The organism is Bacillus sp. NMCC4 (assembly GCF_002998555.1).
Classification (GTDB): Bacteria; Bacillota; Bacilli; order Bacillales; family Bacillaceae; genus Bacillus.
Window position 1 is genome coordinate 81,144 of record NZ_PVRA01000007.1, and the last position, 25,783, is coordinate 106,926.

General features: G+C 45.9%; 3 protein-coding genes and 1 riboswitch. All 3 genes read left to right on the forward strand.

All coding sequences use genetic code 11. The features are described from left to right. The first annotated feature begins 201 nt into the window (after positions 1-201). Positions 202-294, forward strand: a riboswitch (cyclic di-GMP riboswitch). Between the two features lie 144 nt (positions 295-438). Genes C6Y02_RS14575 through C6Y02_RS14585 form a run of 3 tightly spaced genes read left to right on the forward strand, consistent with a single transcriptional unit; the run spans position 439 to position 25,738 of the window. Next, the gene (locus C6Y02_RS14575; protein ID WP_189318269.1) at positions 439-11,145 is read left to right on the forward strand and encodes a non-ribosomal peptide synthetase; all 10,707 of its coding nucleotides are present in this window, start codon (positions 439-441) and stop codon (positions 11,143-11,145) included. Between the two features lie 20 nt (positions 11,146-11,165). Beyond that, the gene (locus tag C6Y02_RS14580) at positions 11,166-21,860 is read left to right on the forward strand and encodes a non-ribosomal peptide synthetase (protein ID WP_106031580.1); all 10,695 of its coding nucleotides are present in this window, start codon (positions 11,166-11,168) and stop codon (positions 21,858-21,860) included. Between the two features lie 44 nt (positions 21,861-21,904). Further along, positions 21,905-25,738: a non-ribosomal peptide synthetase gene (locus C6Y02_RS14585; RefSeq protein WP_106031581.1), complete on the forward strand. Its 3,834-nt coding sequence runs from the start codon at positions 21,905-21,907 to the stop codon at positions 25,736-25,738. Positions 25,739-25,783: the final 45 nt, after the last annotated feature.

Consider the following 25,783-nt stretch of genomic DNA (forward strand, 5'->3'; position numbering starts at 1 on the left):
TAAGGGGAAACATGAAATTTTTGCGGTATTTAGTCGATTATTTTCGGTTGAACGCAACTATTATTAGTTATTTTCGGTAAATATCGTAAATTATCAGGTGATTCATTCGGTATAACGCATGAATCTTTACACCCATTTTTCGGTGAAAAAAACAATAATTTCATATAAAGTGGACGTAAATAGAAAATATTTAAAAAGAAAAGAAGAAAAAGGCAAATCTATGGAAACGTAGAGACGCAAAGCCATGTCCTAAGGTAAATGTTGCTTTTTTACTATGGTCGGCAGGTTACCGAATCAAAATGGGAGTCCCTCCGTTTTATTCGGGGTGGGCTTCTTTCCGTATTGCGTCTATTTAATCAAATAGACTTGGTTCTTTTGATATAGAGGGTTCAGGGTGTCACATTGGTGGAGAAAACATAGAAGAGGCGGAGGATAAGAATGAATACAGTTTATTACCCCTTAACACATGCGCAAAAGCGAGTATTCTACACGGAAAGATTTTATCCAGGTACAAGTATTTCTAATTTGGGTGGATTCGCCAGATTGAGATCGGTATCAGGTTTAGATCCATCTTTAGTCGTTGACGTGCTTCAAGCGTACATTCGCCAAACTGACTCCCTTCGTTTGAGGCTGGTGTATCGACATGAGCAGGAGGAGCCTGTTCAATATATGAAGCCTTATGAAGAACAGCCGATTCGCATGGAGAAGGGCTGGAGTGAAGAAGAAGTGAGGGCTTGGGCGAATGAGCAAATCCGTGAGCCAATGCCGTTAATTGACAGCCCCTTGATTGAATTTACGGTCTTTCAAATCAGTGATCAAGAGTGCTGGCTGTTCTGTAAAGCACATCATATTGTGGCGGATGGTATCTCGATTATCTTGATGGGAAATCGCATTATCGACTTATACCAGGACATGCTGCACGGGGTAGACATCTCACCGGTTGAGGACATTTCCTTCGTTGATCACATCATGAGTGAGCAAAGCTATGAAACTTCTAAACGATTTCAAAAAGACCAAGCCTTTTGGAATGAGCAATTTGCCAATATTCCAGATTTCGCTTCTTTAAAACCGCATAAGGGATACGAGATGAGTTTACATGCGCAGCGATTTTCGGGGGATATTCCAGATTCTTTGAAGGAGAAACTTCGTGCTTTTTGTGAAGAGCAGAAAGTCAGTATGCTCTCGATGTTTATGTCCACTGTTTATGTATATTTACATCGTTTTAGCGGCTTGGAGGATGTTGTTCTTGGAACCTTTATGGGCAACCGAACGAATGCCAAAGAAAAAAAGATGATTGGCATGTTTGTTTCCACGATTCCAATGCGTGCATCTGTTCATGGGTCGCAAACATTTCTTGATTTCGTAAAACAGGTCATGGCGGATCAAATGAAGATCTTGCGTCACCAAAAGTACCCTTACAATCTCCTCATGAATGATTTGCGAGAAAGAGAAGGGTTTACAGGGCGCCTTTTTGATATTTCTTTAGAATACCAGGTCATGCAGTGGCAGAAAAAAGAGAATCTATCTTTTATTACTGAACCGATTTTTAGCGGGAGCGGAATGAATGATATTTCAATCCATGTAAAGGACCGCTGGGATACAGATACATTGACCATTGATTTGGACTACCGTACAGATGTATTCACCGAAGAAGAAATCAGTAAAATGTTTGATCGATTTTTGATCATACTAGAGGCGGCGGTCTCTCAGCCTGACCAGCTGATCGGGACACTTCCTTTACTTCCATCAGATGAACAAAAGGAACTGCTGCAACTATCTGAGAGAATTCCGTTTGAAAAACCAGCTGAAAAACCGGTTCACCACATGTTTGATGAGACAGCAAATAAGTATGCAGAGCGGACAGCCGTTGTAGCGGAAAATGGAGCATTTACTTATGGAGAGCTGTATCAAAAGGCAGAAAAGCTGGCGCGGTTTTTACAAATGAAAGGTGTCTCGCGTGATGTGCCTGTTGCTGTCCTAATGGATCGGAAGGCAGATGCTATGGTGGCGATCTTCGGCATATTAAAGGCTGGCGGGGCGTATGTACCGATTGATCCGGCATTACCCGAGGAGCGCATTCAATATATTGTGGAGGATTCTGGTGCTTCCATTGTGTTAACAGAGGAATCGTTCGTTTCAACATACCGTGCCCTCTCGGAAAAAATGGTCGTTCAGCAGCAAATCGAATTAGATGATGGTCTGCAGCCTGAGCTTGTAAATCAGTCGGCACCTGAGGATTTGGCTTACATGATTTATACATCAGGTACGACTGGAAAGCCGAAAGGCGTCATGATTGAGCATCTTCAGCTGCATCATTTGGTCCATGCCTTGCATCATGAGATTTATCAAGGGGCGAGTGAGCTTCAAATGGCGCTTCTTGCACCATTCCATTTTGATGCATCGGTGAAACAAATCTTTGCTGCTCTTTTATTTGGGCATACGCTTCATATCATCCCGCGAGAAACGACGAGAAATGGTGTTCAATTAGCGGCTTATTATAAAAAACATCAAATTGAAGCAGCAGACGGAACACCGGCGCATGTGCAGCTTTTACTTGCAGCGGATTTGGGCGGGCTGTCATTGACACACATGTTGATTGGGGGAGAAGCATTGCCTGCGAAAGCAGCACACTCTCTTATCGAAGCGGTTCGTATGAGTGAGCCTGATTTTACTTTGTGGAATGTGTATGGTCCGACTGAGACGTGTGTCGATGCGGCGGTTCATCGTCTGGAACTAAGTGAGCTGCGCGAATCATCTGAACAGCAGCGTTATGTGTCGATCGGAAAACCACTCGGTCATCACCGTCTTTATATTTTAAATGACCATGATCAATTACAGGTGCAGGGGGCTGTTGGAGAGCTATGCATTGCAGGGATAGGTGTTGGACGAGGCTATGTGAATCAGCCTGAATTAACGGAGAAGGTATTCACGACAGATCCGTTTTCTCCACACGAGCGTATGTATCGAACGGGGGATCTAGTCAGATGGCTTCCGGATGGCACGATTGATTATCTTGGCAGAATGGATGATCAAGTAAAAATAAGGGGTTACCGCATAGAAACAGGCGAAATTGAAGCAGTGATGGAGCAGGTAGATGGAGTCGATCAAGCTGTCGTACTTGTGGTTGATGAAGCGGATGGGGAAAAGGCGTTAAGTGCTTACTATCAAGCTCGTCAAGAAGGTGTGTCAGTTGACATGCTGCAAGCCGCTATCAAACATCAGCTTCCAGCTTACATGATGCCGCTCTATTTCAAAGAGCTCGATGCATTTCCACTCACAGTCAGCGGCAAAGTCGATCGTCGTGCACTTGCTGCTTTAAAAGGCGACAAAGCAGTTCATGCTGTATATGCTGCACCTAGAAACGATCTCGAAACGAAGCTTGTGCGTTTGTGGGAAGAAATTCTTGGTCAAGAGAAGATTGGTGTATATGATTCTTTCTTCGAGCGAGGTGGTCATTCACTTAAAGCGATGACAGTACTCACACATGTTCAGCGAGACTTTCAGGTGGAAGTGCCGCTCTCCATTTTATTTGAACAGCAGACCATTGCTGCTTTGGCTGCCTACATTGAGCAAGCGGAAACATCTTCTGAAACGGTGATACCAAAAGCGCCGGCAGCAGACCATTATCCATTGTCACCTCCACAGCAGCGCGTTTATATGGTGAGTCAATTGGAGCAAAGCACCGCATACCATATGCCGGCTGTTGTGAGGTTAAAAGGAACATTGCAGCGAGAGAAGCTGACTGAAGCCTTTGAAAGACTCATCACACGTCATGATATGCTGCGTACTTCTTTTCATACGTTGAAAGGTGTTCCATGTCAGCAGGTAGCTCCATCAGTGCCATTTCAAATAGAGCAGCTGACAGGCGGCACGATGGAAGAAAATATGCAGCAATTTGTCAGACCTTTTGACCTTGAGTGTGCACCACTTCTTCGTATTGGCTTGAAGTCATTACATGATCAGGAGCACCTGCTCTTTTTCGATATGCATCATCTCATCTCAGATGGTCTTTCGATTGATTTAATGCTGCGTGAGCTGTCAGATGCTTACGAGGGATCGGTCAAAGCACCATTGAAGCTTCAATATCAAGATTATGCTGTTTGGCAAGAACAACAAGATTTTCAAAAAGAAGAGGCATTCTGGCTGCAGGAATTTTCGGGTGATCTTCCTGCTTTACAGCTGTTGACCGATTATCAACGCCCAGCGGTCCAGTCTTTCACAGGGGATCGTGTGATCAAAGAAATAGATGAAACGTTAAAGGAACAATTGCAGGAGCTTGCGGCAAATCACCACACGACACTGTATACGGTTCTGCTTTCTGCTTACTATACATTGCTTGCGAAGTACACGGGTCAAAAGGAATTCGTGGTTGGAACACCTGCGGCAGGGCGTGTGCATGCAGACCTGGATGACATGATCGGCATGTTTGTCCAGACACTTGCTTTGCGGTCAGAGGTTGATCCGAATGGAACCATGTCGCAGTTGATCGAGCAAGTTAAGGAAAAGACGATGCATGCATTTGAGCATCAGCAATATCCATTTGAACGGCTGCTTGAAAAGCTGAATATACCAAGAGATTTTAGCCGTCATCCTTTATTCGATACCGTTTTTACACTCATGCCAGATCATGGAGCAGCCCAGCATATTGGAGAGATGCAAGTTGAAATTGAAGAAACTAATTTCCATATTGCAAAGTTTGATTTAACGCTGCAAGCGATGGAGTCAGATCAAGGTTTATCCTTTGTCCTCGATTACAGTACGGCGCTATTTAAACGAAGTACAGCCGAGCAAATGCTACATCATTATATGTATTTGCTGGAGCAGATGGTCCAATCGCCGGAGGAAGCGATTCGATCCTATCGATTACTGTCTCAACAGGAAGCGGAAGCTCAACTGAATCTGTGGAATCCGTTACCGACGCCTTATCCGGCAGAAGAAACCATTGTGACGCAGTTTGAAGCACAGGTGCAGGAGCATGGTCATAAGTCTGCACTCCAATGTGAAGGTGAGATTCTTTCTTACCAAGAACTGAATGACCGAGTGAACCAGCTGGCTCATTATTTACGTGAACATGGGTTTGAAAGAGGGATGAAAGCGGCCTTATTCTTTGAACGATCCAATGAAATGGTACTCTCTGTTCTAGCTGTACTTAAGGCGGGCGGCGTCTATGTACCAATTGATCCTGATTTCCCTGATGAGCGCGTGAAGCACTTTTTGACAGATAGCGGTGCACAATTTTTACTGACACACCAGGTGCTGCGCCAACGTTCGATACTCGCTTCTTTTGAGGGAACCGTCGTCGAAACAGAAGATCAAGCGATTGTTCAGCAGTCAGACAGCAATATAGACATACCTATTTTACCTGAGGACTTGGCGAATTTGACCTATACATCTGGTACAACTGGCAAGCCGAAAGGAAATATGGTGACACACCGGAATATTTTGAGAACGGTGAAGCAATCAAATTATCTTACCATTCATCATGAAGACACGGTGATGAGTCTATCAAACTATGTATTTGATGCTTTTATGTTTGATGTGTTTGGTGCTTTATTAAACGGAGCGAAACTGATTGTTCTGCCAAAGGACCATATCTTAAATATGAATGAGCTTTCTGGAGCGATTGAGAAGGAAAAAGTCAGTATTTTAATGATCACGACAGCTCTTTTTCACTTACTCATCGATATGAAAAAAGACAGCCTGAAGAACGTCAGAAAAGTTCTGTTTGGCGGAGAGCGAGCTTCCGTGCCTCATGTCATGACTGCACTTGAAACGGTGGGGGAAGGCAAGCTTGTTCATATGTACGGTCCTTCTGAAAGCACGATTTTCACTACGTATTATTCAGTGAATCACATTGAGAAGCAGGCGTTATCCATTCCAATTGGAAAGCCAGTGAGTCAAACGGCTGTTTACATTGTAGATGAATTTGGACATGTGCAGCCGCCGGGTGTTGCGGGAGAGCTATGTGTCGCTGGTGATGGACTGGTGAAAGGATATTATGGGCAGCCAGAACTCACAAGCGAAAAATTTGTGGAAAATCCTTTCCGCCCTGGTGAGGTCATGTATAAAACGGGTGATCTTGCACGCTGGCTGTCAAATGGAGAGATTGAATTCATTGGACGGATTGATCATCAAGTGAAGATTCGAGGTCAGCGTATTGAACTTGGAGAAATTGAGCATCAGCTACTGCGACATCCGCAATTGAAGGAAGCCGTCGTCATTGCAGCTCCAAATGATACATTATGTGCGTATTTCACAGCAGAAGGGTCTGTCTCATTAACTGATTTGCGCGAGCAAGCAGGACGTGAACTGCCTGTGTATATGATGCCGTCGTTCTTCATGCAATTAGACGAGCTTCCGCTGACGAATAACGGCAAGGTAGATAGGCGCGCCTTACCGGTGCCTGACCTAAGTGAGCAGGGGGTAAATGAGTACATCCCTCCTCAAACCGAAACAGAGCATCACGTAGCGCGCATTTGGGAGGAAGTTCTTGAAGTGCCGAGAATCGGCAGGGACGATCATTTCTTTGAATGCGGTGGCCATTCGCTGCGCGGCATGAAAATGCTGAACAGGCTGTATGAAGAGATGCACGTGGAGCTCACTTTGAAGTCTTTATTTGAATCCCCAACATTAGAGGCGTTTGCCTTGGCGGTTGATCAAGCGGATCAAACGGAAATTAAGCGAGTGGAGATCGCCGAAGAGGCAGCCTATTATCCAGTGACATCTGCTCAGAAAAGACTGTTTGTATTGGAGAAAATGACCGATGCGGAGCAAAGCTATCATATGCCGGCTGCTTTAAAGCTGGAAGGGACCTTTGATGAAAAACGATTTGAAAAGGCGATTGAACAGCTTGTCCATCGTCATGAAGCATTCCGAACGAGCTTTGATTTCGTTCAGAATGAACCTGTTCAGCGGATTGAAACAAATATCTCTGCAGACATTGAAAAAATCGAAGGGAACGGACGAGACATACAGGAATTGATGAATGACTTTATCCGTCCATTTGATGTAGGAAAGGCGCCTTTACTCAGAGTAGGTCTAGTTTTTGTTTCCGTAAATGTCCATTATTTACTGATTGATATGCATCATATCATTTCAGATGGCGCATCTGTTGGCATTTTAATTGAGGAGCTTTCAGCCTTGTATCGAGGAGACAAACTACAGGAATTACCTGTTCAATATAAGGATTATGCGGTTTGGTCAAAAAGTGAGACGTTTGCTGCACAAAAAAGAGCTGAAGAGGCGTTTTGGCTGGAGCAATTACAAGGAGAGCTACCTGTACTGGCACTGCCGGAAGACCTGCCAAGACCAAAAGTGCAAACATTCGCAGGAGAGCGTGTCTCCTTTACAATCGATGGGCCGCTTAAAGCGAAATTGGATGAGCTGGTCAGAGCGCTAAACAGTACGACGTATACAGTCCTGCTCACTTGTTACAGTACCCTTTTAAGCAAACTTTCGAGACAAGAAGATATCATCATCGGTTCTCCGATTGTAGGCAGAACTCATCCTGATATTCAATCTGTCATCGGTATGTTTGTGAATACGCTGGCACTTAGAACCAAGCCAGCAGGACATCAGACAGCTGCAGAATTTGCGTCAAATGTACACCAGCTTGTGTTAGAGGTAAATGAGCATCAGCTGTACCCATTTGAAGAATTGGTAGACCAAGTGCAAACGGTTCGAGACACTAGCCGTCATCCCATCTTTGATGTGGTGTTCTCAATGGAAAATGCGGATATCCGTGACTTAACGATGGATGGACTTCACATTGTTCCACAGCCATTCGAAGAGAACATCGCCAAATTTGATTTGACCTTAACTGGAAACGAATCGGCTGATCATATTGAGCTTGTGTTTGATTTTAATTCTTCTATCTTTCAACAGTCTTCGATTGAAAAGTGGAAGGAGTTTTTCCTTCATTTATTGGAACAAATGGTATCAGCGCCAGATCAATCGCTAGATCAAATGCAGCTATTATCACCGAAGCAGCAGCAAAAACTGCTCAGTGAATGGTCAGGTCCTGTCCTAGACGTTCCGTCAGATCAAACCATTCATAAACTGATCGAGGCTAAAGCATTTGAAGCACCGCACCAAAAAGCGGCAACCTTCTGCGGAACAAGCTGGACGTATGAAGAACTGAACAGTCGGGCGAATACAGTCGCTTCAAGGCTCATCTCAAACGGCATAAAACGAGGAGACCGCATCGGCATTCTCACCCGTCCGTCCCTTGATATGACGGCAGCTGTCCTTGGCGTCTTGAAGGCAGGTGCGGCATTCGTTCCAATCGATGCGGATTATCCGGATCAGCGCATTACCTACATGCTGGAAGACTGCGGGGCAGAGGTTCTTTTGATGCAAAAAGGATTGACTGCACCATCTTCATTCACAGGTCATGTCCTATTGATAGAGGATGCCGTAAAAGGTGAAGCGCAAGAAATTCAGATTCATATGAAACCGACTGATCTCGCCTATATGATTTACACGTCTGGAACAACAGGACAGCCGAAGGGTGTCATGGTCGAGCACCAGTCCCTTGTAAACCTAGCGTTTTGGCACAATGATGCCTTCCAAGTGACCAATGCAGATCGAACCGCCAAATATGCCGGCTTTGGCTTTGATGCCTCCATTTGGGAAATGTTCCCGTCATGGATCGCCGGCGCAGAGCTGCACATCATCGATGAAGCGATTCGTCTCGATATGATCAAGCTCAATGCGTATTTCAATCAAGAAGGTATCACCATTGCGTTCCTGCCGACCCAGTTATGCGAGCAGTTTATGTCAATGGACAATCATTCTCTGCGTTACTTACTAACAGGCGGAGATAAGCTGAAACAGATAAAGCCTGTTCCATATAAACTCGTGAATAACTACGGTCCGACGGAAAATACAGTCGTGGCGACAAGCGGGATTATCAATCCAGATCAAGGAACGCTTCCAATCGGAACAGCGATTGCCAATACACGTTTTTACATTATGGGTTCGTTATATGACCTCTCGCCGCCAGGCGTACCGGGTGAGCTTGTGATCGCAGGAAAAGGACTGGCTAGGGGGTACTGGAATCTTCCGGAGGAAACAGATAAACGATTTGTCCCAGATCCATTTTATCCAGGTGAGCGCATGTATCGCACAGGCGACTTAGTGAAATGGACAGAGGATGGCGAGCTGATCTATCTCGGCAGAAAAGACCATCAGGTCAATATCCGAGGCTTCCGGATTGAGCTATCAGAAATTGAAGCTCAGCTTCTTGAGCTGGATTCAGTCAAAGAAGCAGTCGTGACAACGGTGAAAGATGCAAGCGATCAAGACGCCCTTGCCGCATATGTCATCACGGAGAATGAAACAGAAGACTTAAAAGAAAGCTTAAAACGCACGTTGCCAGACTATATGGTGCCTTCATGGATCATCAAGCTAGACCAACTGCCGATGACGGCAAATGGCAAAGTCGATCTGAAAGCATTGCCAGCGCCTGATATGGAAGCAAACCAAACGGCTTACGAAGCGCCAAGAGACGAAGTCGAAACGCTTCTATGCGGCATTTGGGAAGACGTACTTGGCGTGAGCCAAGTCGGCATTCACGATCACTTCTTCTTCCTTGGCGGAGATTCGATTAAAGGCATTCAAATGGCAAGCAGACTCACACAAGCGGGCTGGAAGCTCGATATGAAACTACTATTCCAGTACCCAACGATTGCAGAGCTGCGCCCATATATCGAAGAAGCTGATCAACTGACAGCCGACCAGTCACCTGTCGAAGGGGAAGTCATTTTCACACCGATTCAGCGCTGGTTCTTTGAGCGAAACTTTACGAGTCAGCACCATTGGAACCAATCGGTTATGCTCCAAGCGCCAAATGGTTTGGATGAAACCATCGCTCAGCAAGTGTTGGAGCAGCTTATGATCCATCACGATGCCTTGCGAATGGTGTATCCGCTTGAAGAAGGACGCGTGATCCAGCGTCATCGAAAAATCGAAGAAAACTTGGTGGCTGTTGATGTAATGGAAGTACGAGGGGAACTGTCGGAGCAAATCCTGCAGGTAGAAAAGCTGGCAAATGAAGTGCAGGCGAGTATATCGCTAGCGGAAGGACCTTTAGTAAAGCCAGCTATTTTCCGAACGGATCAAGGGGATCATTTACTGCTCGCTGTACATCATCTTGTCATCGATGGTGTGTCATGGCGTATTTTCCTTGAAGATTTTATAGCTCTTTATGAACAGTCGAAGCGCGGGGAAATCCTGACACTTCCTGAAAAAACACACTCTTTCCAAGAATATGCCCAGAAGCTGACGGAATACGCGATGTCAGATGAGTTGCTGTCGGAAAGAGCCTATTGGAAAAAGGTACTTGCGCATTCCGTTACACCGATTCAAAAGGATTATGTGACAGAAGATCAGCGGATGCTTCATACACAGACCATTCGTTTTACATTGTCTGAGGAGGAAACACGCAGTCTGCTGACAGATGTACATGAAGCATATCAAACAGACATCAATGATATTTTGCTGACAGCACTTGGATTGTCCATGAAAGAGTGGACAGGTGAAGACAGACACTTTATTCATCTTGAAGGACACGGGAGAGAGAACATCCTCCCTGCAATCAATGTATCACGGACGATTGGCTGGTTTACAAGTATGTATCCTGTGTTACTGGATATGTCGCATGCAGACGATCTTTCTTATCAGATCAAGCATTTAAAAGAGGAACTCAGGCACATTCCGAACAAGGGAATCGGCTATGGCATATTAAAATATTTAACCCCTGACAAGATGAAGGACGATATCTCATTTGATCTCGCGCCAGATATCAGCTTTAACTATCTTGGTCAGTTTGATGAACAGATCAGCGGTGAGTTAAGCCGCTCAACGTGGCATCCAGGACAATCGCTGAGTCCTGAATCAGAGAAACCTCATGCACTTGATATTGTGGGATTCGTCGAACAAGCCATGTTCCATGTGACGATTTCTTATCATCAACTTGAATTTGAAGAACGTACGATGGAACAATTCAAGGATCTTCTTGAAAAGAATGTGAGGGCGCTGATTTCACATTGCGTATCACAGGAGGAAACCCAGATGACACCTAGTGATGTAGGGGATGAAGATCTCACGATGGATGAACTTGAAAAGCTAATGGATATATTTTAAGCAAACGAAGAGGTGGACATATGAGCAAGCAGAAGATTCAGAAGGTATATCCTTTAACACCCATGCAGGAGGGCATGCTGTATCATGCCATGCTAGACCCTAATTCCTCCTCTTATTTCACACAGCTTGAGCTTGGAATAAGCGGAGAGTTTGATCTCGCTCTTTTTGAAAAAAGTCTCAATGAGCTCATACGAACATATGACATTCTCCGTACAGCCTTTGTCTATCAACAATTGCAAAAGCCTCGTCAGGTTGTACTGGCTGAACGTCATCTAGATGTGTATCGAGAGAATCTATCTCATCTGAATCATCAAGAGCAGCAAAAGGTATTGGGTCAATATAAAAAGCAAGTGAGAAAGCAAGGATTTCACTTAACAAATGATCTGTTATTGAAGGTCGCTGTTTTTCAACTAAATGAAACAAACTGGCATCTGATTTGGAGCAACCATCACATCATCATGGATGGTTGGTCCATGGGTGTTTTAATGAAAAAACTGTTTCATTACTATGAATCTTTTCGGAACGATCGAACGCCGGATCGCTCACAGGGAAAGCCTTATGCAGATTATATCCAGTGGCTTGGAAAGCAAAATAAACAAGAAGCGGAAAGTTATTGGCAGGAGCGTCTAGATGGAGCGGTTCAGCATCAAGGGCTGCTGCAGCAAAATGAAGCGAACGGACAATACGACCATCAGGAATGGACGTTTACATGGGATGCTCAAACGGTACAAGCCATTCAAAATGTAGCAAGAAAATGCCAAGTGACAGCCCCGAACCTGTTTCAGGCTGTCTGGTCTGTTCTATTAGGCACCTATCATGCAGCTGATGATGTCACATTCGGCACCGTTGTATCGGGCAGACCTCCAAGTGTATCTGGAATTGAGCGCATGGCAGGGCTGTTTATCAATACGATACCCGTTCGAGTGACATTGGATCAGGGGCAGACGTTCAAACAGTTGTTTCAAAAGGTTCAGCAGCATGCACTGGAAGCGGAAAACTATGATTTTATGCCGCTTTATGACATTCAGCAAAAGACAGCTGCTGGAGGGCAGCTCTTTGATCATTTGGTTGGGTTTGAGAACTATCCTTTAGATCAGGAGCTGTCTGGTGATACCATGTCTGCACGGCTTGGTTTTTCCATTGATGTAAAGGACGGATTTGAACAAACGAATTTCGACCTGAATGTCCTTGTTTATCCAGGTGAAACGTGGACATTGAAAATCAAATACAACGCCATAGCTTTTGAAGAAAAGATCATTGAAAACATATCAAAACATCTGACCAATCTCATGAAGCAAATCATCCAGAACCCTGATGTACGCCTTCATGAAGTGACATGTATCACAGAAGAGGAGAAGCAGCAGATTGAAGCTTGGAATCAGACAGAGCGAGATTATCCGAAGCATCTGTCTATTCCTGAGCTGCTTAATGAACGTATGAAGGCGCAGCCTGACCATCTGGCATTAGTTGAAGGCGATCGAACATTCACGTACGAGGAGCTTGGACAAGAAATCCGTCGTTTAGCCGGCAGTCTTGTTGAAAACGGCGTACAGCCCGGAGATGCTGTCGCGGTGTATATGAACCGATCAGCAGATGCGGTGATCGCCATTTTAGCAGTTCTGCACGCAGGGGCAGCTTATGTGCCGATTGATCCTTCCCAGCCTGAGGAGAGAATCCGATGGATGCTTGAAGACAGCGGCGCATCCATTTTGCTGCATGCTGACAATCAGCCGCCAGTTGATGAACATATCAAGGCTGTACATGTGACCAGCATGCCTCATCGCTCACACGTGGATTTCTCAGTCCGGACGTCTCCATCTCAATTGGCGTATATCATGTATACATCAGGATCAACTGGACAGCCCAAAGGGGTTCAAATTGAGCATCAGCATATTGTGAGATTGGCTTGCTCTCAGGAGAAATTAGGCTTGACCAAGTCGGATCGTATGGCGCATACAGGGGCCGTCAGCTTTGATGCTATTACCTTTGAGATATTTACCACGCTGCTAAATGGGGCGACGCTTTATCCTGTTGACCGTGATACTTTATTGGATATCCATCGATTCGAACAATTTATCCAAACACATCAGTTGACGGCGCTCTTTTTAACAACTGGATTATTTAATCAGCTCGCTCAGCAGCGGCCGCAAATGTTCGAAGGATTAACCACATTAATTACAGGCGGTGACGTCATCAATGTGAAGAGTGCGGAGCTTGTGAAACAGCATCATCCAGCACTTGTTTTACTGAATGCCTATGGTCCAACTGAAAATACAACCATCTCGACCATTTACGAAGTAACAGGAGATGAAACGGGTCCGATCCCAATTGGTCAGCCGATCAACCATTCGTCGGCTTATATTTTAGATGATGATCAAAGATTGCAGCCAATTGGAGCGCCAGGAGAGCTGTATGTTGGCGGAGATGGTGTCGCAAGAGGGTATCTCCATCGTCCGGATTTGACCAATCAAGTGTTCATGGCAGATCCTTTTAAACCGTCAGGCCGTTTGTATCGAACAGGGGATTTGGCTAGATATGGCGCGGATGGCCAGATCGAATTCCTCGGCCGGACAGATGATCAGGTGAAAATTCGAGGCTTCCGTATTGAGCTTGGTGAAATTGAAACAGTGCTTCAGCAAAAAGCGGGCATAGATGATGCGGTTGTGCTTGTCCATTCGTTTTCCTCAGATGAAAAGGAAATCACGGCTTACTTCACAGGGACAATGACAGAAGAAGAGGTGCGGGATTTATTCAATCAAGAGCTGCCAGCTTATATGGTGCCGCACCATGTGATGAAGCTGGATGCTTTTACGCTCACATCGAACGGGAAGGTAGATCGAAAAGCTTTACCAAAGCCGGACGAAGCGCATCAGGAGAAAAAGGAAATCATTTCGCCTGAGACGGAGACAGAAAAGGCACTCGCTCAAATTTGGGAGGAGCTCCTTGGGAAAACGGTAGGAGTAGATGAACATTTCTTCATGGCTGGCGGGCACTCTCTCAAAGCAATGATGATGTCCGCGAAAATTCAAGAGGTGCTTCAAAAGGAAGTACCGATTCAAGTGATTTTTGAGAAGCCGACGATTCGTTCATTAGCGGCATATATCGATCAGGATGGTCAAGAAGAAAAAGGACATCCCATCTTACCAGCAGAGCAGGCGGACGAATATCCGGTATCACCAGCTCAGCGCCGTTTATACATTTTGCAGACACTCGAACCTGACAGCACGAATTATCATATTCCGATCGTCTTAACGCTTGAAGGGACACTCGAATATCAGCGGCTCAGATCAGCATTTGATCAGTTGATCCAAACGCATGAAATCTTAAGAACGAGTTTTCATATAAATGGAGAAGACATCGTCCAAAGGGTGAATGAATGGACTGCATTTGACCTTCCCGTTCATGACATCAAAGAAGAAGAGGCAGAGGCATTCCTTTCTGAACGTCAAACACCATTTGATTTAACAGCTGCGCCTCTATTGCGAGCTCAGTTGTTGAAGGTCAGTGAGAACCGTCATCTTCTCGTCTTGGAAGCACATCATCTCATTACAGATGGCAGCTCCATGAAGACGTTCATTCAAGATTTGGCGAAGGCCTATGATGGAGAAGCTCTTGCAGAAAGAGCCATTCATTATAAAGATTACGCTGTCTGGCAGTTAAGTGAAGAAGAGACGGAGAAACAGAAGGAGCATGAAGCATATTGGTTGAAGCAATTCGAAGGGGACTTGCCGGTATTAGAGCTGCCAACTGATTATCCGCGTCCAGCGGAACGTGATTTTTCCGGGGAACGATTCATGTTTGGCTGTGATCAAGCGACGACTCAGCGGATTCATGAACTGCTTCAGAAAACAGATACGACCATGTACATGTTCTTGTTATCTGCTTTTCAAGTGCTGCTTGCCACTTATAGCGGCCAGGAAGATATCATCGTTGGTTCCCCTGTTGCAGGACGGACACACCCTGATATACAGGACATGCCGGGGATGTTTATCAACACTGTTGCGATGCGCGGAAAACCAGAACAAACGAAGACATTTTTACAGCTGCTTGAAGAAATAAAAGAAACGAGTGTTGACGCTTTTGCTCATCAAAGCTATCCACTGGAAGAGTTAATTGCACGCCTTCCGCTAGATCGTGATACAACCCGAAGCCCGCTCTTTAGCGTGTCATTTAACATGCAGAACATGGAGGTTCCGGCGCTAAAGCTCGGCGATCTGCACATTTCGCCTTATGCCATTCAGCATCACTCTGTCAAATTTGACTTGTCTCTAGAAGCATTTGAACGAGAGGGAGCATTAAAGCTGAGCTTTGACTATGCAGCGGCATTATTTAAAGAAGAGACGGTCCGCAGGTTCGGAACTCATCTTCTAGCGATTATTCGTGAAGCGGTCCAACACCCGGATGAACAGATCGGCTTGCTCCGTATCCTTGATCAGCATGAGCAAATAGAGCGATTGGAGAAAAAAGACGAAGTGCAATCGAATCGTCATGAGCCCTTCCATGTCCAATTTTCGCGTCAGGTAAAGGAAACACCAGATGCCATTGCGGTGATGGATGATCAACGGAAGCTCACTTACCGCGAGCTGGAAGACATGGCAAATGCGCTTGGCAGTGAACTGAAGGTACGAGGCGTCGAGAAAGAAAAGACTGTAGCACTGATTCTTGACCGCTCTGTCTATGTCATCGTCTCAATGCTTGGTGTGATGAAAGCAGGTGGTGCATTTGTACCAATTGATCCGGCCTTCCCTGCGGAACGTATCCGTTACACATTAGAAGATTCAGGTGCACAAGTGATCGTGACAAATGAGTCTCTTGCAGGTTCCTATCAAGATCACAAGTCGATTCAGGTGGTGCAGGTTGAAAAAGCAGTGCAGCAAAGCCGCTCGCTAGATCTGCCGGAAGGCTCAGCCGATCAGCTCGCTTATGTAATATACACATCTGGTACAACAGGGAAGCCGAAGGGTGTACAGCTCACGCATCGTAATCTATCACACTATGTCAACTGGCTGACAAATGAGGTGACATTGCAAGAATGCGATCGGACGGCACTGCTTTCTTCTTATGCATACGATCTCGGTTACACAAGCATTTTCCCTGTTTTAAAAGCAGGGGGGACACTCTATGTGTCTCGTGAAGATGTGTATACAGACCCGGTGCGTCTCATGCGTTTGATTGATGAACAAGAGCTGACGTATATCAAAATGACACCATCCTTATTTCATATGATGGCAGATTCGAAGGATCATGCATTTAATGCTTTACGCCTTGTGATACTTGGAGGGGAACCGATTGTCTCTGAGGATGTTGAAACGTTTATGGAGCAGCACCCATGTGTGGCAGTGATGAACCACTATGGCCCGACAGAGACAACTATTGGGACTGTGACCAAGCTGATCACACCGCAAGAGCTAGGCGCTTTGATGGATCGCTCTGTGATCGGGCAGCCAATTGCTCACACAAGAGCGCTCGCACTCAATCGTCAGCAGCGCCTTGTCCCTTATGGCGCACCTGGAGAGCTTTATATATCGGGGGAAGGTGTATCGAGAGGGTATTTGAATCAGCCTGAATTAACAGCAGAGCGTTTTCTTGAAAATCCATATTATCCTCAGGAGCGAATGTATCGCACAGGGGATTTGGTCAGACAGCATGCAAATGGAGACATTGAGTTTCTCGGAAGAATAGATGATCAAGTGAAAATCCGCGGTTATCGTATTGAGAAACAGGAAATTGAGCATGCCGCGCGTGCACGATTATCCATTCAAGAGGTGTATGTCAAAGTAATTCACATGTCCCGTTTACCGGAGCTTGCACTCTATTACACAGCGCCTGAGCCAATTGGAACACTGACGTTTAGAGAAAAGCTTGCGGAGACACTGCCGGATTATATGATTCCAACGTACTTTGTCAAAGTCGACCACATTCCGCTCACACAAAACGGAAAGGTAGATGCGAAGTCTATGCCGCTTCCGCACGAGGTGCATATGAACCGCGCGGTGCATGCAGCACCAGAAACGGCACTTGAGCAGTCGCTGTGTGACATTTGGTCAGAAGTACTTGGGGTTGAACAAATAGGTGTTCATGATCACTTCTTTGAATTGGGAGGTCATTCTCTCAAAGGCATGGTGCTCATTTCGAAGGTACAAGCCAAGCTGAACAAGCATGTGCCGCTCAAAGTCCTTTTTGAAAAGCCAACGATACGGGCGATGGCAGCCTATTTGGAAGAAGTGGATTCTTCGGACATCACATCCATTCATCCGGCGGAGAAGCAAGATTTCTATCCTGTCTCTTCCGCTCAAAAGCGGATGTATGTGTTACAGCAGCTGCATCCAGAAGCAGTTACTTACCATATGCCAGCTGTTTTGATGATGGAAGGCAGCCTTGATGTGAAGCTGCTAGAAGAAGCGCTGCAAGCCTTGATCGAACGACATGAATCATTGCGGACAGCCTTTGTAGAAATTGACGGCGTACCAGTTCAAAAAGTCTATCGCCGAATGCCGTTTACGTTAGAGGTTGTTGAAGTAGAGAGAGGTCATGAACAACCTGTCATAGACGCATTCATCACCCCATTCTCATTACATCAAGCACCATTAATGAGGGCAAAGGTGGCGAAGCTTTCTAATGAAGAATATGTGTTCATGATGGATATGCACCATATCATCGCAGATGGTGTCACACGCAGTTTGCTCATTCAAGAATTGGCAGAGTTGTATGAGAAAAAGACATTACCGCCAGTTCAGCTGCACTACAAGGATTATGCGGTATGGCAGCAGGAAGAAAAGCAGCAAGCGCTGCTCGAGAAACAGCGTCAATATTGGCTAGAGCAATACGCTCAGCCGCCTGAAGATTTGGCGCTGCCACTTGATTTTCCGCGCCCTCATGTTCAGTCATTTGAAGGAGACCGAGTCGATAGATGGTTATCTGCTGAAAAGGTGCAGTCCATTAAAACGCTCATGGCTGAAAAAGGTGTAAGCTTGAACATGGTCATGCAAACGGCATTTGCCATTTTCCTTTCCAAATTAACTGGGCAGACAGATATCGTTATAGGCGCTGTGACAGCAGGACGTACGCATGCTTCAATGGAACGGGTTCCGGGCATGTTTGTGAATACACTGGCTCTTCGACATGAAGTGCAGCTGGAGGAAACGACAGCACAATTGCTTGAAAAAATGAAAGATCGCAGCCTATCAGCCTATGAACATCAAGATTTCCCGTTTGAGGAATTGGTGGCACAGTTAGATCTTCCGACAGACACGAGCCGCAATCCATTGTTTAGTGTCATGCTGACAACGGATGACCGAGACCTGACGTTACCGGATCTGGATGGACTCAAGCTTTCGCAAAAACAGCAAGAGACAGTTCAAGCAAAATTTGATGTAACGCTCGGTGTATTTGAAGAAAAAGACCAAGTGGGCCTGCGTTTTGAGTATGCAGCGGCACTGTTTAAAAAGAAGACCATTCAGCGTTGGAGTCAATATTTTGAACAAATCATAGACGAAATGCTGGCTAAGCTCAATCAGCCAATTTCAGCGCTATCGATCTTAACTGAAGAGGAAAAACGAGAACTGATCAATGAATGGTCAGGTCCTGTCCTAGACGTTCCGTCAGATCAAACGATCCATGAACTAATTGGAGCTAATGCGCACAAAGCGCCTCACCAAAAGGCGGCGACATTCTGCGGAACGAGCTGGACATATGAGGAACTGAACAATCGGGCGAATGTAGTTGCTCAGAAATTGATCTCTCTTGGCACAAAACCCGGAGATCGCGTCGGCATTCTCACCCGTCCATCGCTTGACATGACGGCAGCCGTCCTTGGCGTCCTGAAGGCAGGTGCGGCATTCGTTCCAATTGATGCGGATTATCCGGCTCAGCGTATTGCGTACATGCTAGAGGACTGCGAGGCAGAGGTGCTTCTGATGCAAAAAGGACTGACTGCACCAACTTCTTTCACAGGTCATGTTCTGCAAATAGAAGATGCCGTAGAAGGAGAAGCACAAGAAATTCAGGTACATGTGAAACCAACAGATCTCGCCTATATGATTTACACATCGGGAACGACTGGACAGCCGAAGGGTGTCATGGTCGAGCACCAGTCCCTTGTCAATCTTGCTTTCTGGCACAATGATGCCTTCCAAGTGACAAATGCGGATCGAACCGCCAAATATGCCGGCTTTGGCTTTGACGCCTCCATTTGGGAAATGTTCCCGTCATGGATCGCCGGCGCAGAGCTGCACATCATCGATGAAGCGATTCGTCTCGATATGATCAAGCTCAATACGTATTTCAATGAAAAAGGGATCACCATTGCGTTCCTGCCGACCCAGTTATGCGAGCAGTTTATGTCAATGGACAATCATTCACTGCGCTACCTACTGACTGGCGGAGACAAGCTGAAACAGGTAAAGCCTGTTCCATATAAACTCGTCAATAACTATGGCCCAACAGAAAACACAGTCGTAGCGACCAGCGGGATCATCAACCCAGATCAAGGCACACTTCCGATCGGAACAGCGATTGCCAATACTCGTTTCTACATCATGGGTTCGTTATACGACCTCTCGCCGCCAGGCGTACCGGGTGAGCTCGTGATCGCAGGAAAAGGACTGGCAAGAGGGTACTGGAATCTTCCAGAGGAAACAGAGAAACGATTTGTCCCAGATCCATTTTATCCAGGCGAGCGCATGTACCGTACAGGCGACTTGGTGAAATGGACAGAGGATGGTGAGCTGATTTACCTCGGCAGAAAAGACCATCAGGTCAACATCCGAGGCTTCCGTATTGAACTGTCAGAAGTTGAGGCGCAGCTCCTTGCGCTGGCGGAAGTCAAAGAAGCAGTCGTGACAACGGTCAAAGATGCCAGCGAACAAGATTCGCTTGTGGCATATGTCATCACCGATGAAGAAACGACCGACCTGAAAGAAAGTCTAAAACGAACGTTGCCAGACTATATGGTGCCATCATCCATCATCAAGCTTAACCAACTGCCGATGACGGCAAATGGCAAAGTCGATCTAAAAGCATTGCCAGCGCCTGATATGGAAGCAAACCAAACGGCATACGAAGCGCCAAGAGACGAAGTTGAAACACTGCTTTGCGATATTTGGGCAGATGTCCTTGGCGTGAGCCAAGTCGGCATTCACGACCACTTCTTCTTCCTTGGTGGAGACTCAATTAAAGGCATCCAAATGGCAAGCAGACTCACGCAAGCGGGCTGGAAGCTCGATATGAAGCTATTATTCCAGTACCCAACGATTGCGGAGCTGCGCCCATATATCGAAGAAGCCGATCAATTGACAGCTGACCAATCATCGGTTGAAGGGGAAGTCATTTTGACTCCAATTCAACGCTGGTTCTTTGAGCGAGCATTCAGTGACCAGCACCATTGGAATCTCTCGATGATGCTTCATGCGCCAAACGGATTTGACCTTTCGATTACAGAACAAGTGATGCAGAAATTACTTTCACATCATGATGCACTGCGTATGGTATACAGGCAGGAGCATGATGACATTCTGCAATACAATCAGCGGGAGCTCAGGGAATCGATTGCGATTATTTCTCATGATGTCTCTAAAGAGCACGACGTGAAAAAGGCCATTTCCACATATGCCAACGAGTATCAGCGTCAGCTGAACCTCGAAACAGGTCCACTCATGAAAGTGATTTGTTTCCGTGCAAAAGATGGCGATCACTTACTCATCGTGACACACCATCTTGTCATTGACGGTGTCTCATGCCGAATTTTACTAGAGGATTTTATGTCTCTTTATCAGCAGGCAGCTCAAGGACAAACGCTCGTCCTTCCGCCAAAAACCCATTCCTTTAAAGAATGGGCAGAGGCAATCGAACGATACGCACAGTCCAAGCCGTTAAAAAGCCAAAGTGAGTACTGGACAGAGATTGACACTCTGCCATTGACCACTTTACCTGTTGATCATGAAGTAACGAAAAGAAAAGTTGCTCAAACAAAAGCAGTACAGATGCAGCTTTCAGAGTCCGAAACCGAGCATCTCTTAACCGATATTCATCTACCGTACACAACGGAAATGAACGATATTCTTCTATGTGCTCTCGGGCTTGCCGTTCAGGAGTGGACAGGGAAGTCCCATGTACATGTGCAGCTTGAAGGTCATGGAAGAGAGGATATTTTATCAGGGCTGGATGTCTCCCGCACGGTTGGCTGGTTTACGAGTATGTATCCAGTTGTTCTTGAAGCAAAGCCGGATCAGACCATAGCTGATGCTATTAAAGGAACGAAAGAGATGCTGCGGCGTGTGCCAAATAAAGGAATTGGCTACGGGATTTTGAAATACATGACAGCCACTGAGCCGTCAGGACAGCACGTACATCCTGAAATCAGCTTGAACTATCTTGGGCAGATCGATCAGGAAGTGACGACAGAACTCTTTGGACCGTCCACCTATGATATGGGACGACAAGCAAGCCCTGATTCAGAAGCTGTCTATAAGCTGAACCTCAGTGGTCTTGTTCAACACAATCGATTCATGTTGTCGTGTTCCTATTGTACAGATGAATATGAAGAACAAACGATACAGCAGTTCATGGCATTGTTGAAAGAAAAAATCCAATCCATCATTACCCATTGTTTAGCGCAGCACGAAAGAGAATTTACGCCAAGTGACTTCTCTGCGGCTGATCTTGAAATGGATGAAATGGACGACATTTTTGACATGCTTGAGGAAAAATTGACCTAACAACACGAGATCAGTCATACAAACGGGAAGGGAGGATGAAATAGATGAGTTCATTTAAAAGGGATCAAGTTCAAGACATGTATTATCTGTCACCGATGCAAGAAGGAATGCTGTTTCATACCCTCCATCATCAAGAAAAGGGCTTTTATGTAGAGCAAATGGATATGAACGTAAAGGGCACACTGCGTCATGACTTACTTGAGAAAAGCATGAATGTCATCGTGGAACGGTACGATATTTTTCGTACCGTATTTCTCCACGAAAAAGTGAAGCGCCCTGTCCAAGTTGTGCTGAAGAAACGCCCTTTTACGCTTGATGTGGTGGACATGCAGGATCTTTCTGAAGACGAACAGCTTGTACGTATTGAGACATTTAAACAACAGGATCAGCTGAGAGGATTTGATCTCTCGAAGGATTCTCTCATGCGGGCATCCGTTTTCCAAACGGGTCCTGCCAGCTATCGCTGGATATGGAGCTATCACCATATCCTCCTTGATGGCTGGTGCTTTGGGCTTGTGGTGCAGGAGTTATTTGCAATTTATCATGCACTTTTGCATGACGTCCCTTACAAGCTGGAACCGGTTAAACCATACAAAGAATATATTCAATGGCTGGAAAAACAAGATAAACAAGCATCACTTCAATATTGGCAGCAATCATTAGCCGGGTTTGATGGACAATCAACCTTTAAAGAACAGAGAAAACAAACGAATGAACATGAATTAGGCGAAATGGAATGGTCGATGAGCAAAGAAGAAACGGCTGCTTTATCAGAGTTAGCGTTGCAGCAAAATGCCACGTTAAGCAGCGTGCTTCAATCGGTGTGGTCAATTCTGTTGAGCAGATATCAGCGTTCAAATGATGTGTTGTTTGGCACGGTTGTGTCGGGACGTCCGGCAGATTTGGCTGGTGTTGACAGAATGGTTGGCTTGTTCATCAATGTCATCCCAAGAAGAATTCAGCTGACAGATGACATGACATTCCGTTCTCTTCTATCAGAGACTCAGCAGCAGTCTCTTGCAGCCGAGCCGCACCAATATATTCCGATTTATGATATTCAGGCAAAGACAGGTCAGCAGCCACTCATTGATCATATTGTCGTGTTTGAAAACGTCCCAGCCGCAAAGAAGGACGAGCAAGAGGCGCGATTAGGGTTTACTGTGGAAAACATGAATGTGTATGAAAAATCGAACTATGATCTCAATTTGCTGGCATCACCAGGAGAACAATTGCAATTGAAGCTGGCCTTTAACCAAAAAGCATTTGATCCTCAATTTGTCCACCGGTTAAAGGAGCAGCTGAGTCTATTGATGAGCGAGGCGATCAAGCATCCTGATCAATCGGTTCATACACTTACACTCGTCACGAAACAGGAAAAGCAGCTGATTCTTGAGGAATGGAATGCGCCTGAGCTTGAGCATGACCAGCTGTATTTGTCGAAATGGTTTGAGCATAATGTCCGCAAACAGCCGAATGCAGTGGCATTATCAGCAGGTGAGCACACGATGACATATGCGGAGCTGAATGAACAAGCCAATCGATTGGCAAGGCATTTGCAAAAAAATGGGGTCACGCATCAAACGGTCATCGCCATTTTAGCCGACCGCACGCCTAAACTTATTGTCAGCCTGCTGGCTGTCTTAAAAGCAGGCGCAATCTATGTGCCAATTGATCCCGATTATCCAGAAAGCCGCATTCAATACATGCTTAAAGACAGCGGGGCAACGCATCTTCTGACTCACTCATCCTTTATCGGTCAGGCGAAGGCACTTGCGTTTGATGGTACGTATCTGTTTGCGGATGATCAGGAAATTTCACTGATGAGCTCAGAGAATCTTCTGCTAGAAGCAGGCTTACACGATACGGCTTACATCATGTATACATCTGGTACAACAGGTCAGCCAAAAGGCATCATGACGACCCATTCCAATATTGCCCGGGTGGTCAAAAATACGAACTACTTAACCATTTCAGAAACAGATACACTGCTGTCACTATCCAACAGCGTATTTGATGGCTTTACATTTGATGTATATGGCGCACTTTTAAACGGAGCAAAGCTTGTCTTGCCGAAAAAAGAGACCATTTTAAACATGGGCGAGCTGACGGGGTTGATTAAAAGGGAAAACATTTCTGTCATGTTTGTTCCGACGGCATTATTTAATCTCCTCGTTGATGAAGAAACCGACTGGATGCGCAGTGTGCGCAAGGTGCTGTTCGGAGGAGAGCGGGCATCGGTACAGCATGTGAGGAAAGCCTTTGATGTCATGGGGAAAGACAGACTGATCAATGTCTACGGTCCAACCGAATCAACGGTCTTCGCCACCTATTATCCAGTAGATGAGGCTCTGCCGGTAGAGACGCGTTCGATTCCAATCGGAAAGCCGCTCAACCAGACGGGTGCTTATATATTGAGCCCGCACGGACAGCTTCAGCCGATTGGAATGGTCGGAGAACTATGCCTGAGCGGAAAAGGGCTTGCGAAGGGGTATTTGAATCGTCCTGATCTGACAAAACAAGCCTTTATCGCCCATCCATTTGCTGCGGGAGAAAGGCTGTATCGTACGGGAGACTTGGCCTATTTTCGAGCAGACGGTTTGATTGAGTATGCAGGCAGAGTGGATGACCAGGTGAAAATTCGCGGTCATCGAATTGAGCTGACAGAAATTGAAGCCCACCTTCTCATGCATCCAGGCGTAAAGCAAGCTGCCCTTATAGCTGATCAGCATAACACGCAGCATACAAGGCTGCTCGCCTATATGACGTGTGAGGAGGAGTGGAAGGACAAACTCGATGTGATCAAGTCAGGGCTGAAGGAAAAACTTCCGGCTTACATGCAGCCTCATGAGCTGATCAGACTTGAGAAAATGCCGCTTACGCCAAATGGAAAGGTTGATAAACGTCAGCTGCCAAAGCCAGAGGCGCCTCAAGGAAACCGCCATGTGAAGCTTCCAGTAAATGAGGTAGAACAAAAGTTGCTTGTGATGTGGAGGGAAGTGCTTGAAAGAGATGATATCAGCACAGATGACCATTTCTTTGAGCTTGGCGGGCATTCATTAAAAGCGATGTCGCTTTTATCCAAGGTGTCGAAGGAATTCGATGTTCAGGTGCCCATTCATTTGCTGTTTGAGACGCCTACCATTGAAGCAATCAGCCGTTATATTCAACAGCAGGATCAGGAAGCCGCAGGCTATCTTGTATTCAATGAATCTCAAACGCCAACAGTCTTTGCTCTCCCGCCATTACCAGGCTATGGCTTTATTTATCAGGAAGCCGCAAAAACGCTTGATGGTGTTCGTTTGATCGCCTTTGACTTTATTGAAGCCGATCATCGAATTTCGCAATATGTTCAGCATATCCAGCACCTTCAGCCTGAAGGACCGCTGACTTTGATGGGATACTCTGGCGGGTGCTACCTAGCCTTTGAGCTTGTTCAATCGCTCGAACAAGCAGGGCGGACCGTCGAAAAGGTCATCATGATCGATTCCTATAAGAAAATAGGAGAAAGTGATTTAGAAGGACGATCCATTGATGACGATATAGCAGCGATCGTCCATCAGTCGCAGCAAAGTGAACTTGCCCAAGCGGAGCTCATCCAAGACGCGCTGGCTCAAAAAACGAGAGCCTACTATGAAACTTTTGTTAAGGGGGTGAACCAAGGAGAGATACAAGCAGACATTGACTTCATCCAATCCGAAGAGCAAATTGCGATACCAGACTGGATGGAAAATTGGGAAGCTGCAACGACCGGCGCTTATCGACAATATCAAGGCTATGGTCAGCACGCTGACATGTTCAAAAACAAAGAATGTGCCGCTCAAAATGCACAGCTGATCCAAAAGATAGTCCATCATAAAAATAGAGAAGCAGTCTTGTAAACTTTAGATTAGGCAGGGGTGCACACTGGCAGCCCTGCCTGACAA

Bases quoted from the DNA above. Each gene is read 5' to 3' on its own strand.
- C6Y02_RS14575 (WP_189318269.1), top strand. From the start codon at position 439: ATGAATACAGTTTATTACCCCTTAACACATGCGCAAAAGCGAGTATTC.
- C6Y02_RS14580 (WP_106031580.1), top strand. From the start codon at position 11,166: ATGAGCAAGCAGAAGATTCAGAAGGTATATCCTTTAACACCCATGCAG.
- C6Y02_RS14585 (WP_106031581.1), top strand. From the start codon at position 21,905: ATGAGTTCATTTAAAAGGGATCAAGTTCAAGACATGTATTATCTGTCA.